We start from the raw sequence: 23,723 nt of genomic DNA, 5'->3' as shown, positions 1-23,723 counted from the left end.
CGTGCGCGCTGCCCGTCGAGTGGGCGGCGCTCACGCGCACAGAAAGGTGAGGGACACCGGATCCGACGCGGATGCGGTGTGTAGAGCAGGAACCCCGGGCAGGTGCCGGGGTGTCAGGTCAGCTGTGACAGATCGAGGTGGACAGCCGGCAGAGATCGACGTGCAAACGCCCCCAGGCGCTCACGAAGCCTTCGGTCAACATCGTTCCTCCATCGATCCCGGCGGTAGCACCCGCACCCGCAGGGCGGGGGGTTGCTGCGACGTCAACGAGCCAGGTCTCTCGGTCGCTCTGGATGGTCGTTACCGAGTGTAAGAGATCGCCGGTCGCCGCGCCACACGGCCCCCCGCTACCCGACTGCCTGCCGGGGCAGGAGTTCCCGTCGCGACAGCGGCGGGCGGAGACCGAGATGCTCACGCAGGGTGGAGCCTTCGTATTCCGTTCGGTACGAGCCGCGCTCCTGCAGTTCGGGCACGAGCAGGTCGACGATCTCGTCGAGTCCGGTGGGCACCAGATACGGTGAGACGTTGAATCCGTCGGTGGCACCGCTGCGAACCCACCGGGTGAGTTCGTCGGCGACCTGCCCGGGGGTGCCCGCGAATCCAGACCGCTGGGTCGTCGCGATCGCGACCTGCCGCAGCGACAGGTTCTGCGCCTCCGCCAGGGCGCGCCACTCGCGGGCGATGGCGAGCGGATCCTTTCCGTCGCGCGCGGCCCCGCGGGTGCCGGAGATCGGCGCGGGCACCGGATCGAATTCGGGCAGTGGACCGTCCGGGTCGCGATCGGACAGATCACGACCCCATACCTGCCCGACCAGCGACAGCGCCGTCTGGCCCGTGTATTGGCCTTCGAGGACCCAGCGGACCTTGTCCTCCACCTCGGACGCGTTCTCCGCGAGCACGATCTGGGTACCCGGGAGAATCTTGACGTCGTCCTCGGGGCGTCCTGCGCGGCGCAGCCTGGCTCTGATGTCCTCGGCGAAGGCGAAAGCCTCGTCGAAATGGGTTCCGTGCCGGGAGAAGATCACGTCGGCGTGCGCGGCCGCGAAGTCCCGGCCTGCCGGTGAGTCGCCGGCCTGGAAGATGACGGGATGGCCCTGGGCGCTGCGCGGCAGGGTGGGGGTGATCGTGACGTCGAACTGCGACGTGCGCCGCGACACGTCCTGCACACTGCCCGCGGTCGCCCAGGACGGCGCCTCGGTGCTGGTCGCGACGGCGTCGTCGGCCCACCCGTCCCAGATCGCCCGGGCCGTGTCGAGGAACTGCCCGGCCCGCTCGTACCTGTCGGCGTGATCGAGGAAGCCGCCGCGCCGGAAGTTCTCGCCGGTCCACGCGTTGTCCGTGGTGACGGCGTTCCAGCCGGCGCGGCCGCCGGACAGCAGGTCCAGCCCGGACAGCCGCCGGACGAGGTCGGCCGGTTCGTTGTAGGTGGTGTTCTGGGTGGCCACCAGCCCGATGTTCCGGGTGATACCTGCCAGCGCCGCGAGTTGGGTGATCGCGTCCGGCCTGCCCACGATGTCGAGATCGAGGATCTTGCCTTCCTGTTCGCGCAGGCGCAGGCCCTCACCCAGGAAGAAGGCGTCGAACAGGCCCCGCTCGGCGGTGTGTGCCACCCGCCGGAACGTTTCGAAGTCGATCTGCGATCCGCTGGTCGGATCGGACCAGATCGTCGTGTGGTTGACGCCGTGGAAGAAGACACCGAAATGCACCTGGGCACCGGGTCGGGCGTACGAGTTGTCGGTCATGATCTCCACAACCTTTCAGCGAGAGGATTCTTCGAGGCGCTCGGCCCGGAATCGGTTGACGGGACGGTCGAGGCCGAGCGTGCTGCGCAGGGTCGAACCGGGGACGGGGCGGTGGGCGACACCGGCGCGCAGGAGTGCCGGGATCACGTACCGCGCCAGCACCGGAAGGTCCTCGTCGACGACGGCGGGATGCAGGCGCACACCGTCGACGTGCGAATCCAGTGCGCGCAGCAGATCCACCAGTCCGGTGGCCTCGCCCGCGAACGAGAGCCGCCCGCTCGAGGGGGCGGGAGTGGCTGCGCCGAGCGCCACGTCGAGTTCGGCGAACACCAACGTCGCCCCGGAGTCCTTCGCCCGTGCGGCCTCGTCGGCTATGTCACCGGCTGTCGCCCCGGACACCAGCACCACGTCGACCTCGGACGGATCGGTCTGCCCGTCGAATCCGAACACCACCAGTTGCCCCTGCGGCGGTCGCGGGACGATCGCCGGACCCTTCACCGAGTAGGCATCACCCTGGAAGTCGATGTAGTGCAGCCGGTCGCGGTCGACGAAACGGCCGGTGGCATAGTCGCGGATCACCGCGTCGTCCTCCCAGGAATCCCACAGGTCCCGGACCACGGCGATCGCGTCCCGCTCCTCCCGCGCGACGTCGGCGGGTGCGGTGACCTCGGTCCGGCCCAGTGCCCCCGCGACCCGCTGGTCGGTGTCGCGTGCTGCGATCCAGCCGCCGCGGCCCCGCGACGCGTAGTCGAGCGTCGCGAGCTGGGACGACGTGTGAAACGGCTCGGCGTAGGTCGTGCCGACCACCGGTACGAGGCCGATCGTGCTGGTGGTCGCGGCCACGAACGCGGCGCGGTTCACGGCGTCGATCCGGCCGGCGGGGCCCCCGTCGGCGCCGGGTGGCAGCAGCGAATCGTCGAAGGACGCGAAGGTGAAACCGGCGTTCTCCGCCGCCGCGACCCGGTCCGCCACCGTTCGGCCGGTCAGCAACCGGTCGGGTGTGTGCGCGGCGCGCCGCCACGCCTCGGGATGCGTTCCCTCGCCGTCGAGTTCGATGCCCAGATGCAGGCTCATGCCTGTCGCTCCTCTGTGTCGGCCGCGAGGGGGCGGCTCGGAATGGTCTCGCGCAGCGCGGGCGCCACCTCGGCCTGGAACAGCTCGAGGCTCTCGCGGTGCTGCTTGTCGCTGCCGACGCGGTCGGCGCTCAGGTGGATCACCTCGTGGCCGAACTGCTCGTGATAGCGCTGCACCTTGTCGATCACCTGCTGCGGGCTGCCGATCAACGCGGAACTGCGGTCGACGAAGTCCTCGAGGGTCTCGAACACCACCGGAAGCCCTGCCCGGCGGGCGAAGTCGAGCCGGGCAGCGTGAATCGGGCGCCACACGTCGAGCGCATCCTGCGAGTTCGGTGTCACGTAGAACCCGGCGGTCCCGGCGCCGACGAGGGCGCCGGCGGGATCGTGACCGTAATGGGCCCACCGTTCCCGGTAGTGCCGGACGAGTTCGGCGTAGGAGTCGATGGGGTACGTCACGTTCGCGGAGAAGATCGGATCCCCGTAGCGGGCCGCGAGATCCACCGACTCCTTGCTCGTCGCACTGCCGTGCCAGATCCGGATCCGCGGCTGCAGCGGCCGTGGCAGGACGACGGCGTGCTCGAGCGACGGCCGGAACGCGCCTTCCCAGGTGACGTCCTCGCTCTCCCACAACTGCCGGAACAGCTCGTACCCTTCGCGGTTGCGGTCCCACTGGTCGTCCGGTGTGACGTGGAACAGCTGTGCCTGCGCGGTGCCGTTCCCCTTGCCGATGATGAGCTGCAGCCGGCCACCCGACAGGTTGTCGAGCGTCGAGTAGTCCTCGAACGCACGGACCGGGTCGAGCAGGCTCAGCGTGGTCACCGCGGTCCACAACTGCAGGGTGCTGGTCCGCGCCGCGATGGCGCCGAGCACCACGGGCGGTGACGAGGACAGGAAGGGATGTTCGTGGCGCTCGCCCACCGCGAAACCGTCGTACCCCAGTTGCTCGGCGAGGACGGCAGAGTCCACGACCTCCCGCAGCCTGGCCGCGGTGCCGATCTTCTCCCCGGTCACCGGGTCCGGTTGGTGAGTGATCAGGCTCATCAGCAGAAACTTCATACGGACTCGTACTCCTTTGCGGCGCAATCGGAAGGCAGGGCGGTGTGCAGGAGCTTCTCGAATCCGTGGATTCCGATGTCCTGCGGTGGGAGGGAACGATCGAACAGTGCCGTGTACCCCGCGGCCAGGTACAGGGCCACCGCCTCGGGCTGCCGCGGCCCGGTGGTGAGGAAGATGCGTGAGTAACCGGCCCGGACGATCTCCGCCTCGAGTTCCCGCAGCACGATGCGCCCGAGTCCGCGTCTGCGGTGCGAGGACGAGGTCCAGATCCGCTTGAGTTCCGCGGTCGTGTCGTCGTAGCGGCGGAAGGCCCCGCCCGCCACCGACGTCCCGTCCTCGACCACGACGAGCAGCGCGCCACCCGGCGCGGCGAACTCCTCCGCCGGATACGTGCTGAGGTCCTCGTACATCTGGTCCCGGGAGCGCCCGTACCGAGTGCTGTATTCGGTCGCCAGTTCTTCGAGCAGCGGCGCGGCCAGTGGATCGGTCTGATCGACGAACACGGTCTGCACGGGGTCGGTCCTCTCGCTCACGGTTCCTCCTTGTCAGCTGGTCTTCGGGAGCCCGGGCGGGTTGACGACCGACGTGTTCACGGCCTCGTTCGCGATGTTCCAACGGTCGAGAACCTCTGCGTACATGCCGTTCTCGATGACGTGGTTGATGGCCTCGTTGACTGCGGTGATCAGCCCGTTGTCCTTCTTGGTGAGCACGGCGATCTCACCCTGGAGCGCGTCGCCCGCGCCCGAGAACGTTCCGGCGATCTCGGTCTCCCCGGCCTGTGCCACGTGGAACGACGACGACGGGTTGGGCCCGAAGTAGGCATCGATGCGGCCCGACGCGAGGGGCAGGTAGTAGTCGGTGGCGTTCTGGTAATAGGTGATGTCGGTGGGTTCGAGGCCGGCCGCGACGTTCTGCTCGCTCCACTTCACCAGCAGCGCTTCCTGATTGGTGCCGGAGGAGACCGCGATCTTCAGGCCCGCGACGTCCTTGGGTTCCTTGATCTGGATTCCGCTGTCCTTCTTCGTCTCGAACGCGACCGTGTCGAGGCGGTACGTCGAGAAGTCGTACTTCTCCTTCCGCTCCTCGGTGACGGTGACGTTGGAGATGAACGCGTCGGCCTCCCCCGAATCGATCCGGACGAAGTTCTGCGCCCAGTCCGCCGCCTGGAGGTCGACCTTCAGACCGAGAACGTCGCCGATCAGGTATGCGAAGTCGGTCTCCGAGCCGATGAGCGTCTTGTCGTCGTCGGCGTAGAAACGCAGCGGCGGAGCAGAACCGGCGCTGCCCGTCACGATGAGCGTGCCGCGGTCGCGGATCTGCTGGGGAACCTTCGCGGCGATCGACTCGACCTCGTCGGTGGTGACGCGATTCTGATCCGCGGTGAGGTTGTAGCCGGCGGCGGAGGTCGGCCCCGCCCCCTCGTCCTCGACGTCGCCGCCACCGCACGCGGCGGCGAGGAGAGCGACGGTGGTGACGGCCGAGGCCAGAATCTTCTTACGGAACCGTGCGGTGGACATGTATGCCTTTCGGGGATCCACACCGGAGTGTGGAGGTCAGAGAACTCGGGAGAGGAAGGCTTTGGTGCGGTCGTGCTGCGGGTCGTCGATGACCTGCGCGGGCGGGCCCTGCTCCACGACGACGCCGCCGTCCATGAAGACGGCCGTGTCGGCGACCTCCCGCGCGAAACCCACCTCGTGGGTGACGATGACGAGGGTGGCGCCGTCGCGTGCCAGTTGTTTGATGACGGCGAGGACCTCACCGACCAGTTCGGGGTCGAGCGCCGACGTGGGCTCGTCGAACAGGATCACGGCCGGGCGCAACGCGAGAGCCCGGGCGATCGCGACCCGCTGCTGCTGGCCGCCGGACAGTTGCCGCGGGTACTCGTGGGCCTTGTCACCCACGCCGACCCGTTCCAGCAGTGCGATCGCCTCGGCCTCGACCTCGGCCCGGTCGCGGCCCTGCGCCGACACCGGTGCCTCGACCACGTTCTCCAGCACCGTGAGGTGGGGGAACAGGTTGAAGTTCTGGAACACGAATCCGATCCGGGACCGCTGCCTCAGGATGTCGCGTTCCCGCAGTTCGTGGAGCTTGTTGCCCTTGCGCCGGTAGCCGATGAGGTCGCCGTCGATCCGGATGGTGCCCCGGTCGACCTTCTCCAGGTGGTTGAGCGTGCGCAGCAGCGTGGACTTGCCGGAACCCGACGGGCCCAGGATCACCGTCACCTCACCCTTGCGGACCAGCAGGTCCACACCCTGGAGGACGTCGAGTGCGCCGAAGGACTTGTGGACTCCGCGGACCTCCACCGCGAACTCCGCCTGCTGGATGTCGGTGGTCATTTCGTGGCCCCTCTCGGTACGGAGACGCCGGCGTCGCGGATCTCGGCGAATTTCCGGGTGACCTTCTGCCACGGAGTCGGGGGCAGCGCCCGAGCCGATCCGCGCGCGTAGTGCCGCTCGACGTAGTACTGACCGATCGACAACAGCGTGGTCAGGATGATGTACCAGATGGTCGCGACCATCAGCAGGGGCACGACGCGACCGTTGCGGCCGAAGATCACCTGAACCTGGTAGAACAGTTCCGCGATCGCCATGGTCGACACGATCGACGTGCCCTTGAACAGGCTGATCACCTCGTTTGCGGCGTTCGGCAGGATACCGCGCATCGCCTGGGGCAGAACGATCTTGAAGAACTGGCGACGACGCGGAATGCCCAGTGACTGCGCCGCCTCGATCTGCCCGTGGTCCACCGAGATGATGCCGGAGCGGATGATCTCGGCGGAGTACGCGGCCTGGTGCAGCGCCAGACCGATGACGGCGGCGGTGAAGCCGCTGATGACGCCGTTGACCTCGAACGTGAAGAAGCCCGGTCCGAACGGAATACCCAGCGACAGAGTCTGATACAGGTACGTGATGTTGAACCAGAACAGGAGTTGCACGATCAGCGGGATCGACCGGAACGCCCAGATGTACACCCAGGCGATCACCTGCAGCACCGGGTTGTGCGACAGGCGGCCGACCGCCAGCACCACACCGAGCGCGAATCCGAGGACCGTCCCCCACAGGGTCAGCTTCACCGTCATCCACAGCGCCTGCAGCACGGACCCGGCGGTGAAGTACTTGGCGAACGTCGCCCAGTCCCACCCCGGGTTGGTGGCGAGGCCGTGGACGAACTGGGCGAGCAGCACCAGCACGGCGGCGCTGACCACCCACCGCCACGGGTGCCACCGCCGCGCGACCTCGAGCGCGGCGTCCCCGGCGCGGTCACCGGCGCCGAAGGGTTCGGAATCGAGGGGCGCGGCCGAACGCGCCCGGACGGGGGCGCTCACGCTCGCTCACCACTGGGAACAGACATCACGGAGGCGGCCTTTCACCTGGAAACGGGATGGGGAGGAGGGCGCGTCTTCCACGGGATGCGGGCGCGCATCAGGCGCTCACCTGGCGTTTTACCCGGTGAGCGTGCTGTGAGACCTCGTCAACAGTGGCAGGAGGTGGTACGGCACAGGTCGATGTGCCGTCTGCGCCACGCGGGGCGCGCGGGGTAGTTCATGTGCTGCCTTCCATCGATCCTGGCGGTAGCACCCGCACCCGAATGATTCGGAAGGGTTGCTGCGACGTCAACGAGCCAGGTCTCTCGGTCGCTCTGGATGGTTGAAGCGAACACTAGCTGCATTCCCGGAGGTCGTCAACACGGGGTATTTCCCTGCACCACAGGGGAAATGGTGCCGAGCGAACGCAAGAATCACCGTGCGCAGAAGTGCTGACAAGTGGCCGGGGATGCGGTTGGATGGGACGGGCAGTCGCGTATCGGCACCGTCGCCTGACCCGGCTGCCGGGCGGTCCGAGGCCCTTGTAACGTCGCCTCGGTGACACCACTCGAAGTCATCGCGATCCTGGTTGCCGGCGTCGGCGCGGGAGCGATCAACGCCATCGTCGGCAGCGGCACGCTCATCACCTTCCCCACCCTGGTGGCTTTCGGGTTCCCTCCGGTGACCGCCACGATGTCGAACGCGATCGGCCTGGTCGCCGGTGGCGTGTCCGGCACGTGGGGGTACCGGCGGGAGCTGGCCGGGCAGGGACCGCGGCTGCGGTGGCAGATCCCGGCGTCTCTGTGCGGTGCGGTTCTCGGCTCGTGGCTGTTGCTGCACCTCCCCGAAACGGTGTTCGAACTCGTCGTCCCGGTACTGCTGATCCTCGCCCTGATCCTGGTGGTGCTGCAGCCGAGGATCCAGGCCTGGGCGAAGCAGCGCGGCAGCCACGAGGCCGGCCTGAGCACGACGCGGCTCACCCTGCTGACCGTCGGCACGTTCGCCGTCGGCGTGTACGGCGGATACTTCACCGCTGCGCAGGGCATTCTGCTGATGGGCGTGATGGGCGCGATCCTGCCGGAGAGCCTGCAACGGATGAACGGCGCGAAGAATCTGCTGTCGCTCATCGTCAACGTCGTCGCCGCGACCGCCTACACCCTCGTGGCCTTCGACCGGATCAGCTGGGCAGCCGCCGGCCTCATCGCGGTGGGCTCGCTGATCGGCGGCGTCCTCGGCGCCCGCTACGGCCGCCGCCTGTCCCCCACCGCACTGCGGGGAACCATCGTCGTCGTCGGTCTCATCGGCCTGTTCCGGCTGCTCGCATAGTCGCGCATGCACCCTCCCGCTCCCCCATACTGAGTCGGTGAGCAACGAAGTAGAGCACCCGGGCTGGACCTATCTCATGGACATGGACGGCGTTCTCGTCCACGAAGAGCATCTGGTCCCCGGCGCCGACCTGTTCCTGGCCGAACTCCGGGAGTCCGGAACCCCGTTCATCGTCCTGACCAACAATTCCATCAGGACACCGCGCGATCTCCGCGCCCGGCTGCTCCGCACCGGCCTCGACATTCCCGAGGAATCGATCTGGACGTCCGCCCTGGCCACCGCGACGTTCCTGGCGAACCAGCGCCCCGGCGGCAGCGCCTACGTCGTCGGCGAATCCGGGCTCACCACCGCACTGCACGACATCGGATACGTCCTCACCGAGAACGATCCCGACTACGTGGTCCTCGGCGAAACCCGCACCTACTCATTCGAGGCCATCACCACCGCAATTCGTTTGGTGGAGAAAGGCGCTCGTTTCATCGCCACCAACCCGGACCCCACCGGACCGTCGCGCGAGGGTTCCCTTCCGGCCACGGGATCCGTTGCGGCACTGATCAGCAGGGCCACCGGCCGCGACCCGTACTACGTGGGCAAGCCGAACGCGCTGATGATGCGCTCGGCCCTGCGAGCCATCGGCGCACATTCCGCGAACACGCTGATGATCGGTGACCGCATGGACACCGACATCGTCTGCGGACTCGAGGCCGGGCTGCAGACCATCCTCGTCCTCACCGGAATCTCGACGCGGGATTCGGTGGAACTGTTCCCCTACCGCCCCACTGCGGTGCTCAAATCGGTCGCCGACCTGGTCGGCCGCACGTCGGATCCGTTCGACCGCGCACACAGCTGACGGTTCAATTCCCTGGTACACATGCACAATTGGATTGATCCAGTTACCGAGACCTCGGGTGCCTGCAGCCTTCGGGCCGCCGAATAATTCTTCGGCGTTCCGAAGATCGCGAGATGGCAACAATACATTCGAGGAGGTAACAAGAAACCGACCGGCCGGGATAGTTGGTACGGCATCGAGATGTGCCACCTCCTTTCCCCGCCCCCAGAAATGACACGCCATGAACAAGCAGACCAAAGCTGCGCTCGCCGCAGGCGCAGGCGCACTCCTCCTTCTCGGCGGGGCAGGCAGCCTCGCGTACTGGCACGACGAGACGGACATCGGCGGCAACGCCGAGATCCAGTCGGGCACCCTCGCGCTGGACGACTGCGCGGCGGGCGGCGCCGGATGGTCGGATGTCAGCCCCGACGCCACCACCGGTGGACCGATCGCCGACATCACCCAGTTCCTGCTGGTCCCCGGCGACACCCTCGAATACACCTGCGATTCCACCATCACCGCGTCGGGCGACAACCTGCAGGCCACCCTGACCGCCGACACGTCGACCATCAGTGGCGACGCCGCACTGATAGCCCGTCTCGACAAGACCGTGACGGCCACGGTCGGGGGCGCCCCGATCGCCGCGAACACCATCACCTCGGCCGACGACAACGCCGCCATCCAGGTGAAGGTCCGTCTGCACTTCCAGAACGCGACCGGCGACGGCGTCGGCAACGGCGGCGAAGCGCAGAATTCCGCCGTCAACCTGTCGGCGATGAAACTCGTCCTGCAGCAGAACACGCGGTAGAACCGTCACCGTCGATGACACGTCTTCGCTGGTGGGCACTCGCCACGGCGTCGGTCGGGGTGCTGATTCTCGTCTCCGCACAGCAGACCGGCGCCGTGTGGCACGACAGCACACCGATCAGCAACGCCACCATCCGATCCGGCACCCTCGCGCTTGCCGTCGGTGACGCGAGTTCCCAGTCCGCGGCTTACAAGCTGAGCGCGTTCGGCGGAACGAATCTCACGCAGAACGCGGCGGTGCAGCAACCCCTCACCGTCGCCAATGCGGGCTCGGTGGACATGAACTACCGATTGGATTCCGTGTCTCAGACCACGACGACCACGAACGTCCCGTTGCGACTTGCCGTGTGGTTGAACCCTGCGTCCTGTCCGTCGACGGGGGCGCCCACCGGCGGGGCCCTGATCTACGACGGCGCCATGAACGGCGCCGCAGCGCCTACCACCGGATGGGCGCCCGCACTCGCACCGGGAGCGAAGTCGACGTGGTGCCTTAGAGCGACGGTCGGCAGCCTCGCCGACGGATTCGACGTCGCCCAATCCTCCACCGTCACCTTCCACTTCACGGCGAACTCCTGATGGACACCACGACCACTCCTCCCGGCACCGACCACACCGGACCCCTCTGGTGGGTGCGCACCATCGCGAGCTGGGTTCTCCTGCTCACGATGTGCGCGATCCTCGTCGTGACGATCCTGATCCCGATGGTCGCGGGCGCTCAGCGATTCACGGTGCTGACCGGCTCCATGACCCCCACGTATCCGCCGGGGACACTGCTGGTCGTCACACCTGCCGACCCCGGCACACTCGGGGTCGGAACGGCGATCACCTACCAGATCGAGTCCGGACGGCCCGCCGTCGTCACGCACCGCATCGTCGCGGTCGAGCAGAACACGATCGGCGAGCGCACCTTCCTCACGCAGGGCGACGCCAACCGCACGCCGGACGAGAAACCCGTTCGGGGCGAACAGATCCGAGGACGGGTGTGGTACTCCGTCCCCTACCTCGGGCACGTCAACAGCTGGCTCACCGGTCAGCAGCGCACCTGGATCCTGGGCGCCGTGGTGACCGGGTTGTTCGGCTACGCCGCCTACATGTTCCTCAGCGGGGTCCGCGACGGTCGCCGGGAGAAAGTCCGCGATGACGCATAGTCTCCCGTCCGTCAGCGTCCGCGTGCGGGCGGTTCTCTCGCTCGGCATCCTGCTGGGGCTCGGCGCTGTGGGCACCCTGGCGGTGTGGAGCGACGACGCGACCGCGACGTCGGGCACGTTCACCACCGGGACGATCGACATCCGGGCCAACGCCGTCGACTCCTACACGTTCGGTACCCTCGCTCTCGCGAACATGCTGCCCGGGGAGAGCGTCGCTCAGCCGCTCGTCGTCAACAACGTGGGAACCGCCGCGTTGAAGTACACGATGTCGGCCACCACCCCGGCGGGCAGCCCGGCGCTGGCGTCCCAGCTGACGGTGTCCGTCTACAACGGCGGATCGGCAGGCAACGCCACCGGCAACGGCATGCGGACCGGAACTTGTTCGGGTGGTGCACTCCTCGGACAGTCGGCGCTGGCGGCCGGCGGCCCCGCCCCCGTGATCACCGCACCGCAGACGGTCGCTGGGCTCAACGGCGCCCAGAACCTGTGCTTCGTCGCCGCGCTCGCGCCCACCGCGCCCGTTGCGGTGCAGAGCCAGAGCGTCGGTTCCGCCACCTTCACGTTCTCCGCGACGGCGGGGTGAGCCGACCATGACCACCCCCCGGCGCACGCCCGGACATCTGATCCGGGAGTGCGCGTTGACAGTCGGTGCCGTCGCCGGACTCGTCTGCATTTTGGCGACCGCGGCCTCGCTGTTCTTCGGCGTAACGCCGCTGATCTTCCGTTCCGGCTCGATGGAGCCGACCATCGGTTCCGGCGCCCTCGCCCTCGCCGATTCGGTGCCCGCCACCGCTATCGGAGTCGGCGACGTGATCAGCGTGCCCGACGGGCAGGGCAGTCGAATCACGCACCGTGTCGTCGGCATCGACTCGGTCGTGGGCGACACCGCGGTCCTGCGGATGCAGGGCGACGCCAACGAGCAACCCGACGCGGCGCCGTATTCCGTCACGTCGGCGGAACGGGTGTTCGCACACGTCGACGGGCTCGGCTACGTCGCGGCGTGGCTGTCCACGCCGGCCGCGGTGCTGCTCGGCGTCCTCCTCGCGGGCGTTCTCGTCGTCACCGCGATCCGGCCCGGCGGTGGCACCTGCGGTCCGCGGACCGGAGCTGGCGAGGCGCCGAAACACGCCGTCCAGCACGCGCGGCGCCCCGTCCTCCGGCGATCCACCACCTCGTGGATCACCGGGCTGGCTCTCTTCACGGTCCTCGGGCTCCTCCTGGTTCCCGGGACCGGCGCCACCTACACCGACTCCGCCACGGCGACGAGCGGCCCGTTCACCTCGCGGGCGGAGTTCGTGCCCCGCATCAACCAGGTGGTCAGCGGAAGCTCGTACGTCACCTGCACCAACGTCCCGACCCCGGCACCGGCACGCGCCACCCTCGCGTGGAAGCATCTGGGCGCGCCGTACCAGTACAAGGTGATCCTGCGCGACGGCAGCGGAGTGGAGCGATCCTCGTGGACCGTCGTTCCCGCCTCCCCCAGCGCCGGGGACACGGTGTCGGTCACCGTGGACGGGTCCGCCCTCGCCACGTTCACCTCGGCGATGCAGTACGTCGCCGGGGTGCACACACTGCTGCCGTCCAGCGGCGCCGTGTCCTCCACGTGGCGAGGCTTCACCCTCAACCAGGCCGCATCTACGAAAGCCCTCGCCTGCAACGGAACACAGGACACCTATCCCGATCCGTCGCTGCCGGCGCCGTCGGGGTTGAGCTGCGAGACGCAGGGCATCCTCAACATCATCGCGAACTCGGCCAAACTGAGCTGGACGGCGGTCGCGCCCTACACCTACCGCGTCATCGTCCGGGACGCCGGCACCATGGCGGTGACCAACAGGCAGAACGTCACCGGCGGAACCGCAACCGTGTCGTACGGACTGCTCGACCTCAGCCAGCTGGGCGGCGCCAACCTCGTCGCCCAGATCTACACGGTGAACGGCTCGGCCGTGTCCACGAACTATGTGTCGTACGGACTCACCGTCGGCATCCTCAGCGGACTGAGCGGCGTCAGCTGCGGTGCACCGATCCAGCAGGTCGCCGCACGGGCGGCGGCGCCGACTAGCAGTGCGGCACCGACGAGCAGCGTGGCATCGACGACGAGCAGCGTGGCGCCGACGACGAGCAGCGTGGCGCCGACGACGACGGTGACCAGCGCCTCGGCACCGGTGACGACCACCACCGCGGCGGTCACGACAACGGACGTCACTACCACCGACGTCACCACCACCGAGTCGGCTCCCGAACCGACAACCACGACCACGACCCCTGCCCCGGAGCCGGAACCGGAACCGGCGGAAGAGGCGGTGACGCCGGCGGTGTTTTCGGGGACGTATTCGGCGCAGGTGGTGCAGACCGCGGCGGGACCAATGGCGGTCGTGACGGATTCTTCCGGCGCCGAGGTCGCACGGACCACGGTCGGTGCGGACGACACCCTGCAATGGCGGGAGGGAACCGATGAGCTGTGGATCGTCGATGCCTCCGGCACCCGTGAGTACTTATTAACCGCCGGACGTTAACAAGTACTCACGGGTGGCGACAGCCGGTGATGCCCCTGAGAGCGGCTGCCTTGTACGTCCCGAACGTGATCCGGTTTCCGTCTTCGCCGGCGAACGTCACATCGTGACGTCCGGGCTCGTCGACGTGGACGTCGAGGCGATCCATCCCGGCGTCGGTGGCGACCGCGCGGGCCGCCGCCAGCACTGCCGGCCAGTCGGCGTCGCGGATCGGATTGTCGGACAGTAGCACTCGCGTGGTGACGGACTGCCCTTCCGTGTACGCATACGGTCCGGGGCATCCGCCGCCCTGGCTGCGTTCACGATGCCAACGCCACCGGACGTCCGGAGCGATCGCGCCGACGGCTTCGCTGATCCGCACCAACGCATCGGTGACCTGTCTCTCGGTGACGGCGAGCGTCGGCCTGCCGGTCAGGCTCTCGGCCGCCGCCGCGATCTCCTCGTCGCCGAAGTTGTACGGGTTGTCCGTCACGCCACCACATCCGCTCGTCAGGATCGCCGCGCCGATCACGGCGAACGTTCTCGTCACCCACCGGATCGTCACCGGAGCGCCAGCTCCGGCAGACCCGCCGCGATCACGGCCATGTTGTAGCCGGACGCCCGTAGTTCACCGTTGCTGCTCGGCCGTGGATACTCGCTGTGCCCGTTGGCATCTTCCCGCCGGACGCCGTCGGGGGTCGTCGCCTCACGCACCGACAGTTGCTCGAGGTCGGTCTGCACCGGATCCGGTCCGAGCCGGCCGAACCCGTCCGCCAGGGTGATCGGGTCGTCGTGCGCGCGCATCACGAATCCGTGGCCGGGTGCCAGTCCGAGGTCCGATTCGTCGTTCGCATCGAAGCCGGGCGAACCGTAGAACACGGCGTCGTCCACAGGCTGCCGCGGTCCCGCGTCCTGCAGGGCCAGGCCCTGGGTGTACGAACCATACGAATGCCCGAGGGCGGTGATGTGCGGATCCGGCGTCTGCGAGGCGACGTCGAGGCCCTCGTAGAACGAGGCAAGCTTCGGGGCTCCCGCGGTCGCGCGGTCGGACTGCCACGCGTCGAGGAGCCATCCGCGCCCGACGTTCTGGTCGAGGAACGGGACGTCGTAATTGCCCGGACCGGTGGTGGTCGGCGGCTGATACCCGAGCCACGCGATCGTCGACACCGTCTCGTCGGTTCGGCCGGAAAGGTCCAGCTGCCGTTCGATTTCCGCCTTCAGCGCCGACGCCTCGTCGGTCATTCCGGCGAGGGAGCCGACAGTGGTGTCGATACCCGGGGTGGTGACGGAGATGTGATCGGCGGTGTCCGGGTCGCCGAGCGCGAACGCGGCCATCGTCCGTTCACCCGACCGCAGGTCCAGCAGCATCAGCCTGCCGTCCGGATGGTCGCGGACGAGCGACTCGAGGTCGTCGAGGTCGCGCAGCTTCTGCTCGGCGTACCACAGCCGCGCATCGTCGTCGGTGAAGACGCCGCCGAACACGTTGTGGTCCAGCCTCTCCCGGAGACGGTCCCGTTCCAGCTCCCACCGCGACCGCTCGTCGGCGAATCGGCTCACGTTCGCCTCGTGCCGCACCGCGGACGGAATGCCGTCGCGATTGCACACCCAGTCGGGATGCCGCTCGATCACCTCCCGCCGCTGGGCTGCGGGCAGGGCGTCCCAGTACTCGCGGTTGGCGAGCGGGGAACCATCCGGTGGTGGGGCCGGGGCGGACAGTGCGCGACCCACCTCACCGGGTCCGGCAGCGCCGTCCGCGGCCCGGGTCAGGACGGCCGCCGCGTCCGCGACGAGGTCTTCCGCCTGCAGGATCAACGCCCGGGCCGCGGCACGCAGTTCTGCGCGAAGTTCCTCGCGCGAAACCGCGTCCGGGATGTCGACCGCGTCCGCAACGTCACCGTTGTCCGACAGGGCCATACCGTGGGCGACAGCAGTGTCCCGGACGCCGTCGAGTTCGGTCTGCAGGTGCGTGACCGCGTCGAACAACTCGCGGGCCAACGATTCGACGACGGCGACCGCAGCCGCCTCACTGCTCAGATCATCGGCGGCGGTCCGGAACCGCCGACGTGCGGCGTCCGCGGCGTCGTCCTGCCATGTCGGTAACCGGCCGATGTCCGCGAGACCGTCCTTCACGAACGCGATGGTCGCCGCCCGCTCGGACAGCGACCGTTGCACGGCCTGCAGCGCGCGGACGTCCCACTGGGCTATGTCCCTCAGATTCACGATCCCCCCCAGGATGCATAATGCCCGTACCCTAGCGGATCGATCGCGTCCGCGGGAGTCCGATCTCGTCTCGACCGACACGAAGGATCGAAAATGAGCGGTTCCACCCACGTCGACACCGGTGCCCTACAGGCGGCGGCCGGTCAGCTCGACGCCCTGTTCGACGATGCACTCTCACGGCTGAACCCCATCGACGCGGCCGTCGCCGATTCGAGGGCGGCGTGGCCGGAGGCGGCCGGCGCCGGGTTCGACCGGTTCACATCCTATCTGGACGGCAGGCGGGAGTCGTTGCAGCGCACCCTGGCCGAGATGTCGGCGACACTCGTCGAGTGCGCACGCCGGTACGAAACCCAGGATGCGACTACCGTCGAGCGCCTTCACGCGGTCGCGCAGACCACGAGCCTCGACCTCTAGGCCCTCCGGGCTCGTGCGCCTTTGTGGTTGCGGGAACAACCAGAAAGGCGCACGGGCGCGAAGCGCCTAACCCAGTGCCTGCTCCAGGTCAGTGAGGAGGTCGGCGGTGTCTTCGAGTCCGACGGACAGCCGGACGACGCCGTCGGTGATGCCCACTGCCGCACGACCTTCCGGCCCCATCGCCCGGTGGGTGGTGGTGGCGGGATGCGTGATGAGGGACTTGGAGTCGCCGAGGTTGTTGGAGATGTTGACCAGTCGCAGGCCGTCGAGGAGTTCGAATGCCCGCTTCTTCGCTTCGCTCTCGGACGCGTTCAGCGCGAAGGTGACGACGGTGCCGCCGCCGCTCATCTGCCGCTTGGCGAGGTCGTACTGGGGGTGCGACTCGAGGTACGGGTACTTGACCCAGTCGACGGCGGAGTGCCCCTCGAGGAACTGGGCGATCTCCAGTGCCGAGCCGACGGAGTGCCGCACGCGGATCGGCATCGTCTCGAGCCCCTTGAGGAGCGTCCACGCGTTGAACGGGCTCAGTGCCGGCCCGGTGTGGCGCATGAGGTTCTGGACGGGACCCTCGATGTAGTCCTTCGGCCCGAGGATCGCCCCGCCGAGCACGCGGCCCTGACCGTCGATGTGCTTGGTGCCGGAGTAGACGACGATGTCGGCGCCCAGTTCCAGGCTGCGCTGCAGCAGCGGGGTCGCGAACACGTTGTCGAGCACGACCTTGGCGCCGGCGGCGTGTGCGAGTTCCGCCACCCGGGGCACGTCCACGAGTGTCTGCATGGGGTTCGACGGCGTCTCGAAGAACACCGCGGTGGTCGGCTCGGACAGAGCCTTCTCCCACTGGTCGAGGTCTTCACCGTCGACGAACACCGTCTCCACACCCCAGCGGGGCAGGATCTCGTTGCACACCACGAAGCAGGAGCCGAACAGGCTGCGCGCCGCGACGAGGCGGTCGCCCGCCTTCAGCAGCGCACCGAGGGCGGTGAACACCGCGGACATTCCGCTGGCGGTGGCGAAGCAGGCCTCCGCGCCCTCGATCAGGCGCAGCCGCTCCTCGAACATCTTCACGGTGGGGTTGCCGTAGCGGGAGTAGACGAAGTGGTCGATGTCGCCGGTGAACGACGCCTCGGCCGCTCCGGCGCTCTCGAACACGAAACCGGAGTTCAGGAAGATCGCTTCGGACGTCTCTTCGAAGCCGGACCGGAGGGTTCCTCCGCGCACGCTGATCGTGCCCTGGCCGATGTCGTCCGGCAGCGCCTTCTGAAACGCGCCGCCTTGAGGAATTGCACTCACCACTGCCTCCACGGCAGGCCCAGAGCCCGCCAGCCGACCGCCCCACGATGACCGTCGGCGTCCAGGCCGCCTTCGAAACCGTCGAGCACGTTGTACGACGGGCCGATGCCCGCCGCTGTCGCGGCTTCCGCCGCACCGATGGACCGCTGGCCGGAGCGACACAGGAAGATCACCGGGGCACTCTCGCCGCCCGCGATCCCGGCCTCCTTCAGCTGGTCCACGAAGTTGTCGTTACGACTGCCCGTCGGGTAGCTGACCCATTCGATCAGCACGGTCTTCCGCCCGAGGGAGGTCGTGTCGGGGACTCCGACGTATTTCCACTCGGCGTCCGTCCGCACGTCCACCAGCACAGCGTCGGGATGGTCGCGGAGCAGCTCCCAGGCATGCTCCGGCGTTATGTCGCCTGCGTAACTCACCATGTCAGCTTTTCACAACCCTGTTCTGTGCGCCCTTCCGGGCAACGGTCAGTTGCAGACGACCCATGTGTCGCCGTCCCGCGTCAATTGCCATGTATCGGTCGTCTCGCCCTTGCCGTCGTCGGCGCTGACCCGGACCTCCGCCCGGGCGCGGTCGCCGTTGACCTCGGACGACTCGACGCCCTGCAGCGTGACCTCGCCTTCCCTGCCCCGCAGCACCGACCGGTCGTCGGACCACGACGGACAGACCAGCGTCTTCTGCAGATCGGCGTCGTCGTGGTTGTGGGCCTGGATGAAGTCCGCGACCGAACGGTTGATGCGATCCGCTTCCGTGACGTTCTCGTCGGCGGGCGACAGCATGCTGGACACCACGATGGCGACGAGGATGACGACGATGACGGTGACGGCGGCGATGAACGGCACCGCCGTGATGCGCCGGGGATCCACCGGATCTTCCGCGCCTCCCGCGTCGTGCTGAGGCGATTCGCTCGAACCGGACATGACTTCCCTTCGATCTCGGCTGGCCACGAGTGTATAGAGCTGCCCCTACAAATCGTGTTTGTGACCCCCCAACGCGGAGGCGACTACCCTCTACAGGCGTGAGTCCCGAGAATGGGCTTTGCCCTGTCTGCTGCACCTCGGCCACCCGATTAGGCTGGGCTTAATTTAAGCTGAGGTTTCGTTGTCCGCCCTTCAGAAGGTAGTTCGCTCCAGATGACTGATCAGACACGTCCGTTGCGCGTTGCAATCGTGGGTGCCGGCCCCGCCGGTATCTACGCAGCCGACGCACTCATGAAATCCGATGCCGCGTCTGACGGCGGGATCAGCATCGACCTCTTCGAGCGGATGCCTGCCCCCTTCGGTCTGATCCGGTACGGCGTCGCCCCCGACCACCCGCGCATCAAGGGCATCATCACCGCCCTGCACAAGGTGCTCGACAAGCCGTCGGTCCGCCTGCTGGGCAATATCGACTACGGCAGCGACATCACCCTCGAAGACCTGCACAGCTTCTACGACGCGGTGATCTTCTCCACCGGCGCCAACGCCGACCGCGCCCTCAACATCCCGGGCATCGAGCTCGACGGCAGCTACGGCGCCGCCGACTTCGTCTCCTGGTACGACGGTCACCCCGACGTCCCGCGCACCTGGCCCCTCGAGGCCGAGAAGGTCGCCGTCCTCGGTGTCGGCAACGTCGCCCTCGACATCGCGCGCGTCCTCGCCAAGACCGGCGACGAACTGCTGCCTACGGAGATCCCCGCCAACGTCTACGAGGGACTCAAGGGCAACAAGGCCGTCGAGGTCCACGTGTTCGGCCGCCGCGGACCTGCACAGGCCAAGTTCACCCCCCTTGAGCTGCGTGAACTCGATCACTCGCCGACGATCGAGGTCATCGTCGATCCCGAGGACATCGACTACGACGAGGGCTCCGAGCAGGCGCGCCGCAACTCCAAGCAGGTCGACATGGTCGCCAACACCCTGCAGGACTGGGCCATCCGCGACGTGGGCAACCGCCCGCACAAGCTGTTCCTGCACTTCTTCGAATCGCCCACCGAGGTGCTCGGCGAGGACGGCAAGGTCGTCGGCCTGCGCACCGAGCGCACCCAGCTCGACGGCACCGGCAACGTCAAGGGCACCGGCAAGTTCAACGACTGGGACGTCCAGGCCGTGTACCGCGCCGTGGGTTACCTGTCGCAGAACATCGCGAAGCTCCCGTTCGACGAGCAGGCGGGCACGGTGCCGAACGAGGCCGGACGCGTCATCTCCGACGACACCGCCGAGGGCAACGACCGGTTCATGCCGGCCACCTACGTCACCGGCTGGATCAAGCGCGGCCCGGTCGGCCTGATCGGCCACACCAAGGGCGACGCGAACGAGACCGTCGCGAACCTGCTCGAGGACCGGACCGGCTTCCCCGAGCCCGCGAACCCGGGCGAGGACGCGATCATCGAGTTCCTCGAGGGCAAGCAGGTCCCCTACACCACCTGGCAGGGCTGGTACCGCCTCGACGCGCACGAGCGCAGCCTGGGCGAGCCCGAGGGCCGTGAGCGAATCAAGGTCGTCGAGCGTGAGGACATGCTCAAGGCCAGCGAGCCCGACAAGGCCTGATCTTCCGGTTCGGTGCGAAGGGAACCTCCCGCGGGAGGTTCCCTTCCGTCGTCTCGGCCCAGGTGTGTCCGGATGGCGGCGAGGCTCACCCCGAATGCCGACGCGAAGTCCCGCGCCGTCGCCCGCACAAGGCAGGATATGAGTCGTGTTTGACGCCCACGTTCACATCATCGATCCCCGGTTCCCGGTGGTCGAGAACCACGGCTACCTTCCGGAGCCGTTCACCGTCGCCGACTACCGGGCGCGCACGGAAGGCTTTGGTGTGGACGGCGGCGCCGTCGTCACGGCCTCGTACCAGGGCACCGATCAGAACTACCTGAAAGCCGCGCTCGCCGAGCTCGGCCCCAGCTGGGTGGGTGTCACCCAGATGGAACTCGACACCACCGACGAGAGCATCCTCGAACTCGACCGCGCCGGGGTCCGGGCCGTCCGGTTCAACCTTCGGCGCAGCGCGACCGACGTGAAACTCCTCACCAAGCAGGCCCTGCGGGCGTACGAGCTGGCGGGCTGGCACGCCGAGTTCTACGTGGACGCCACGCTGCTGTTGTCGCTCGAGCCGGTGTTCGCCAAGCTGCCCGCCGTGTGCATCGACCACCTGGGGATGTCGACGCGGGGCCTGCCCTACCTCCTCGATCTCGTCGACCGGGGTGTCCGGGTGAAGGCCACCGGGTTCGGGCGGACCACCATCGAGAACGTCGGCGACGTGCTGCGCAAGATCCACGCCGTCAACCCCGAGGCGCTGATGTTCGGCACCGACCTACCGGGCAGCCGAGCCCGAAGAGTGTTCCAGGACAGCGACATCGACATCGTCGCGGACGCGGTCGGCGACGACTTCGACAAGGTCATGGGCGGCAACGCGCGTGCGTGGTACCGCTGCGACACTCCGGGCGGACGCTGCTAGCACGCACGCCCCGTGTCAGCAGCCTTCCATCTGCATGCTGTTCATCGACACCATCTCCGCCACCGGCGGAGTCTGCGGTTGCGCCACCAGCCACGTGTTGTAGTTGGTCATCTCGCCGCAGTCCAGCTGCTCCCGGCGTTCCTGCCGCCGCTCCCGCTGCCGGTCGTCCATGTCGTCGCCGTTCCGGTCGACGGCAATGCCACCGGTGGTCGATCCGTTGGCCTGCCGTTCGAGCCCCCGGACGCCGTCGGGGGTCATGATCCAGCCGAGGGTGTAGTCGGTGCCGTCGTGGTTGGTGGTTGCCCGGAACAGCCCGTCCTCCGCGCCGACCGGTTTGGCCGTGAACGCCTTGTCAGGCATGCCCGGCGCGCTGACCTGCCCCGTCACGGTGCCGTCGCTCATCGACGCGGTGAGCGTTGCTCCGTCCGGCGACGACATCGACGCCTTGTCGCCGTCCATCGTGCCGGTCATCCACGTCCACATCTCGTCGCCGTCGCACAGGAAGGCGACCATCTCGTCGCCCGACCTGGCCAGCGCGATGTACGCGTCGGTCCCGTCGACCGACCCGACGTACGTCGGGTCCATCTGCGGGGTCATCACGAAGGGTGACGGAATCTTCTCCATCATGTTCGACGCGGGCGCCGCTTCGCCGCTACTCGTGGTCTCCGCGGCGCTGGTGGCGCTCGGCGCGGACGAGTCGGACGAGTCGTTGCCGCAGCCACTCAGTGCGAGGGTCGCGGCAGCGAGCGGGGCCAGGATCCAGGTCGTCTTCTTGTTCACGGCGCATTCCTCCGCTAGCCGGGAAGATCAACATCCGCGTTTCATCATCGCAGGTGGAGGTCGCTCCTGGATACCCCCGGCGACGATTTCGGCGACCTACGTCGCGACCACCGCGGTCAGCCACACCCCCGAGGCGAGCAGGGCGCCGAGCAGTTCGATCAGCATCGACAGTCCGACGGCCTTGCAGGCGTGCCACGTCGACGCCCACGCCCGGTTGTGGGCACGCAACCGGTACAGCTCGGCGACATACGTTCCCGCGATGAACCCGAGGAACAATCCCACCACGGGAACGACGAAGAACCCGACGATCCCGAGCAGTCCACCGACGATCAGCGACACGTTGGGGACGCCGGCGGTGCGCATCCGCTTGCCGGGCCAGGTGTATTTGACGACGCCGCTGATCACCAGGAACAGCGCGGCGACCGCGAACACCGTCCACGCCGTCGCACCGCCGGTCATGATGGCCCACACCAGGATTGCCGCGAAGATGAGGATCGTTCCGGGCAGGATCGGGATGACGATCCCGACGAGCCCGACCACGATGGCCAGGCCGACAAGAACTTCTGCGCTCGGACTCACGCGACGGGCTCGACGCGGGACGCCGCCTCCCGCGCGCGGCTGCGCGCGGTCTCGACGTCCGGCCCCGTGGACACGGCGACGCCCATCCGCCTCCGCGCGAAGCTCTCCGGCTTGCCGAACAGCCGCAGGTCGGTCTCGGGGACGGCCATCGCGTCGGCGACACCCTCGAAGCCGATCCCGGCGGCATCGAGTTTGCCGTAGATCACCGCGGACGCACCGGGTGCCGTGAGGGTGGTGTCGACGGGCAGCCCGAGGATCGCGCGGGCATGCAGTTCGAATTCCGAGAGTCGTTGCGTCCGAAGGGTGACGAGCCCCGTGTCGTGCGGGCGGGGGCTGACCTCGGAGAAGTACACGTCGTCGCCCGTCACGAACAGTTCGACCCCGAAGATCCCGCGCCCGCCAAGCGCCGACGTCACCTTCTCGGCCACCTCGCGCGAGCGGGCCAGCGCCGTGTCGCTCATCGGCTGCGGCTGCCACGACTCCACGTAGTCACCCGAATCCTGCAGGTGCCCGATCGGCTCGCAGAAGAAGGTGCCCACCTCGCCGTCGCCGCCGATCGCCCGGACGGTGAGTTGGGTGATCTCGTAGTCGAAGTCGACGAACCCCTCCACAATGACGCGGCCGTAATTGACGCGGCCGCCCGCGAGCGCGTAGTCCCAGGCCTTCTCGACGTCGCCGGCGGCGCGCACCGTCGACTGCCCCTTCCCGGACGAAGACATCACCGGCTTGATCACGCAGGGAAAGCCGATGCGTTCGGTGGCCGCCCGGACCTCGTCGAGCGATTCGGCGAACTCGTACGGCGACGTGGGCAGTCCCAGTTCCTCCGCGGCGAGACGGCGGATTCCCTCACGGTTCATGGTCAGCTGCGTCGCCCGCGCGGTGGGCACCACGACCGCGGCGCCGCGCTCCTCGACCGTGGCCAGCGCATCGGTGGCGATGGCCTCGATCTCGGGGACCACGAAGTGCGGCTTTTCGGCGTCGACGAGCCGCAACAGCGCCTCCGGGTCGCTCATGTCGATCGTGTGCGCGCGGTGCGCCACCTGATGGCCCGGCGCGTTGTCGTAACGGTCGACGGCGATCACCTCGACCCCCAGCCGCTGGAGGGCGATGATCACTTCCTTGCCCAGCTCACCCGACCCGAGCAGCATGACGCGGGTCGCGCCTGCCGTCAGAGGGGTACCGAACCGTCCGGGTGCCTGTTCACGCATGGTCACAACTATATGCGGGCACGCGTGTACGC

The 23,723-nt window shown here is 68.1% G+C and carries 27 protein-coding genes and 2 riboswitches; of the genes, 10 read left to right on the top strand and 17 right to left on the bottom strand.

Annotated elements, in window-relative coordinates:
- Positions 1–118 precede the first annotated feature (118 nt).
- The 9 genes from JWS13_RS46235 to JWS13_RS46555 form a co-directional block, all read right to left on the bottom strand.
- A complete protein-coding gene (locus JWS13_RS46235) occupies positions 119–202 on the bottom strand; it encodes a putative leader peptide (RefSeq protein ID WP_310794466.1) in 84 nt (27 codons plus the stop codon).
- Positions 203–206: 4 nt separating this feature from the next.
- Positions 207–300, bottom strand: a riboswitch (SAM riboswitch).
- Positions 301–347: 47 nt separating this feature from the next.
- Positions 348–1,742 (bottom strand): NtaA/DmoA family FMN-dependent monooxygenase, encoded by a 1,395-nt coding sequence (locus tag JWS13_RS34265; protein ID WP_206009881.1) that lies wholly within the window; start codon positions 1,740–1,742, stop codon positions 348–350.
- A 15-nt stretch (positions 1,743–1,757) separates the two neighbouring features.
- A complete protein-coding gene (locus tag JWS13_RS34260; RefSeq protein WP_206009880.1) occupies positions 1,758–2,816 on the bottom strand; it encodes an LLM class flavin-dependent oxidoreductase in 1,059 nt (352 codons plus the stop codon).
- Positions 2,813–3,874 carry an LLM class flavin-dependent oxidoreductase gene (locus tag JWS13_RS34255; protein ID WP_206009879.1) on the bottom strand — a complete coding sequence of 354 codons (1,062 nt, stop codon included), beginning with the start codon at positions 3,872–3,874 and terminating at the stop codon, positions 2,813–2,815. Before JWS13_RS34255 ends, JWS13_RS34260 begins: the two co-directional genes overlap by 4 nt.
- The gene (locus JWS13_RS34250) at positions 3,871–4,407 is read right to left on the bottom strand and encodes a GNAT family N-acetyltransferase (RefSeq protein WP_206009878.1); all 537 of its coding nucleotides are present in this window, start codon (positions 4,405–4,407) and stop codon (positions 3,871–3,873) included. The genes JWS13_RS34255 and JWS13_RS34250 overlap by 4 nt, the downstream gene beginning before the upstream one ends.
- Before the next feature lie 12 nt (positions 4,408–4,419).
- Entirely contained in the window at positions 4,420–5,391 is a 972-nt protein-coding gene (locus JWS13_RS34245) for an ABC transporter substrate-binding protein (RefSeq protein ID WP_206009877.1), read from the bottom strand.
- 36 nt (positions 5,392–5,427) lie between these two features.
- Positions 5,428–6,210, bottom strand: coding sequence for an amino acid ABC transporter ATP-binding protein (locus JWS13_RS34240; protein ID WP_206009876.1), 783 nt, complete (start codon positions 6,208–6,210; stop codon positions 5,428–5,430).
- The gene (locus JWS13_RS34235; protein ID WP_241032614.1) at positions 6,207–7,079 is read right to left on the bottom strand and encodes an amino acid ABC transporter permease; all 873 of its coding nucleotides are present in this window, start codon (positions 7,077–7,079) and stop codon (positions 6,207–6,209) included. The genes JWS13_RS34240 and JWS13_RS34235 overlap by 4 nt, the downstream gene beginning before the upstream one ends.
- Positions 7,080–7,345: 266 nt before the next feature.
- Positions 7,346–7,420, bottom strand: coding sequence for a putative leader peptide (locus tag JWS13_RS46555; protein WP_369426197.1), 75 nt, complete (start codon positions 7,418–7,420; stop codon positions 7,346–7,348).
- A 7-nt stretch (positions 7,421–7,427) separates the two neighbouring features.
- Positions 7,428–7,524, bottom strand: a riboswitch (SAM riboswitch).
- Positions 7,525–7,736: 212 nt separating this feature from the next.
- Here JWS13_RS46555 and JWS13_RS34230 point away from each other — a divergent pair.
- From JWS13_RS34230 to JWS13_RS34200, 7 genes are all read left to right on the top strand, one after another.
- A complete protein-coding gene (locus tag JWS13_RS34230) occupies positions 7,737–8,504 on the top strand; it encodes a sulfite exporter TauE/SafE family protein (RefSeq protein ID WP_206009874.1) in 768 nt (255 codons plus the stop codon).
- A 76-nt stretch (positions 8,505–8,580) separates the two neighbouring features.
- The gene (locus JWS13_RS34225; RefSeq protein WP_206011852.1) at positions 8,581–9,354 is read left to right on the top strand and encodes an HAD-IIA family hydrolase; all 774 of its coding nucleotides are present in this window, start codon (positions 8,581–8,583) and stop codon (positions 9,352–9,354) included.
- Between the two features lie 220 nt (positions 9,355–9,574).
- The gene (locus JWS13_RS34220) at positions 9,575–10,141 is read left to right on the top strand and encodes an alternate-type signal peptide domain-containing protein (RefSeq protein WP_206009873.1); all 567 of its coding nucleotides are present in this window, start codon (positions 9,575–9,577) and stop codon (positions 10,139–10,141) included.
- 14 nt (positions 10,142–10,155) lie between these two features.
- Complete coding sequence (locus JWS13_RS34215; RefSeq protein WP_206009872.1) at positions 10,156–10,716, top strand: hypothetical protein; 561 nt, start codon at positions 10,156–10,158, stop codon at positions 10,714–10,716.
- Positions 10,716–11,288 carry a signal peptidase I gene (locus tag JWS13_RS34210; RefSeq protein WP_206009871.1) on the top strand — a complete coding sequence of 191 codons (573 nt, stop codon included), beginning with the start codon at positions 10,716–10,718 and terminating at the stop codon, positions 11,286–11,288. Before JWS13_RS34215 ends, JWS13_RS34210 begins: the two co-directional genes overlap by 1 nt.
- Entirely contained in the window at positions 11,278–11,871 is a 594-nt protein-coding gene (locus tag JWS13_RS34205) for a TasA family protein (protein ID WP_206009870.1), read from the top strand. The genes JWS13_RS34210 and JWS13_RS34205 overlap by 11 nt, the downstream gene beginning before the upstream one ends.
- 7 nt (positions 11,872–11,878) lie before the next feature.
- Positions 11,879–13,801, top strand: coding sequence for a S24/S26 family peptidase (locus JWS13_RS34200; RefSeq protein ID WP_206009869.1), 1,923 nt, complete (start codon positions 11,879–11,881; stop codon positions 13,799–13,801).
- Positions 13,802–13,808: 7 nt separating this feature from the next.
- On the opposite strand, the gene JWS13_RS34195 is transcribed toward JWS13_RS34200, so the two are convergent.
- Both JWS13_RS34195 and JWS13_RS34190 read right to left on the bottom strand, forming a co-directional pair.
- The gene (locus JWS13_RS34195; protein ID WP_241032448.1) at positions 13,809–14,327 is read right to left on the bottom strand and encodes an LppA family lipoprotein; all 519 of its coding nucleotides are present in this window, start codon (positions 14,325–14,327) and stop codon (positions 13,809–13,811) included.
- A gap of 11 nt (positions 14,328–14,338) precedes the next feature.
- A complete protein-coding gene (locus JWS13_RS34190; RefSeq protein ID WP_206009867.1) occupies positions 14,339–15,997 on the bottom strand; it encodes an alpha/beta hydrolase in 1,659 nt (552 codons plus the stop codon).
- A gap of 93 nt (positions 15,998–16,090) precedes the next feature.
- Here JWS13_RS34190 and JWS13_RS34185 point away from each other — a divergent pair, with 93 nt between their 5' ends.
- Positions 16,091–16,411, top strand: a complete 321-nt coding sequence (locus JWS13_RS34185) for a WXG100 family type VII secretion target (RefSeq protein ID WP_206009866.1) — start codon at positions 16,091–16,093, stop codon at positions 16,409–16,411.
- Positions 16,412–16,477: 66 nt separating this feature from the next.
- On the opposite strand, the gene JWS13_RS34180 is transcribed toward JWS13_RS34185, so the two are convergent.
- Genes JWS13_RS34180 through JWS13_RS34170 form a run of 3 tightly spaced genes read right to left on the bottom strand, consistent with a single transcriptional unit; the run spans position 16,478 to position 18,618 of the window.
- Entirely contained in the window at positions 16,478–17,701 is a 1,224-nt protein-coding gene (locus tag JWS13_RS34180; RefSeq protein ID WP_206009865.1) for an O-succinylhomoserine sulfhydrylase, read from the bottom strand.
- The gene (locus tag JWS13_RS34175; RefSeq protein ID WP_206011851.1) at positions 17,698–18,117 is read right to left on the bottom strand and encodes a rhodanese-like domain-containing protein; all 420 of its coding nucleotides are present in this window, start codon (positions 18,115–18,117) and stop codon (positions 17,698–17,700) included. The genes JWS13_RS34180 and JWS13_RS34175 overlap by 4 nt, the downstream gene beginning before the upstream one ends.
- Positions 18,118–18,165: 48 nt before the next feature.
- The gene (locus JWS13_RS34170) at positions 18,166–18,618 is read right to left on the bottom strand and encodes an Rv0361 family membrane protein (protein ID WP_206009864.1); all 453 of its coding nucleotides are present in this window, start codon (positions 18,616–18,618) and stop codon (positions 18,166–18,168) included.
- Positions 18,619–18,831: 213 nt separating this feature from the next.
- Here JWS13_RS34170 and JWS13_RS34165 point away from each other — a divergent pair, with 213 nt between their 5' ends.
- On the top strand, positions 18,832–20,223 hold the full coding sequence (locus tag JWS13_RS34165) for an FAD-dependent oxidoreductase (RefSeq protein ID WP_206009863.1): 1,392 nt from the start codon (positions 18,832–18,834) through the stop codon (positions 20,221–20,223).
- Positions 20,224–20,368: 145 nt separating this feature from the next.
- Positions 20,369–21,124, top strand: coding sequence for an amidohydrolase family protein (locus JWS13_RS34160; protein WP_206009862.1), 756 nt, complete (start codon positions 20,369–20,371; stop codon positions 21,122–21,124).
- Between the two features lie 15 nt (positions 21,125–21,139).
- Here the strand turns inward: JWS13_RS34160 and JWS13_RS34155 are convergent, their stop codons facing one another.
- From JWS13_RS34155 to purT, 3 genes are all read right to left on the bottom strand, one after another.
- Positions 21,140–21,904, bottom strand: coding sequence for a hypothetical protein (locus JWS13_RS34155; protein WP_206009861.1), 765 nt, complete (start codon positions 21,902–21,904; stop codon positions 21,140–21,142).
- 96 nt (positions 21,905–22,000) lie between these two features.
- Positions 22,001–22,483, bottom strand: a complete 483-nt coding sequence (locus tag JWS13_RS34150; RefSeq protein ID WP_206009860.1) for a DUF456 domain-containing protein — start codon at positions 22,481–22,483, stop codon at positions 22,001–22,003.
- Positions 22,480–23,691 (bottom strand): formate-dependent phosphoribosylglycinamide formyltransferase, encoded by a 1,212-nt coding sequence (gene purT, locus JWS13_RS34145; RefSeq protein WP_206009859.1) that lies wholly within the window; start codon positions 23,689–23,691, stop codon positions 22,480–22,482. Before purT ends, JWS13_RS34150 begins: the two co-directional genes overlap by 4 nt.
- Between the last annotated feature and the right edge of the window lie 32 nt (positions 23,692–23,723).

The organism is Rhodococcus pseudokoreensis (assembly GCF_017068395.1).
Lineage (GTDB): Bacteria > Actinomycetota > Actinomycetes > Mycobacteriales > Mycobacteriaceae > Rhodococcus_F > Rhodococcus_F pseudokoreensis.
Note: the sequence above shows the minus strand (reverse complement) of the source record. Positions and strands in the feature narration are given on the sequence as shown.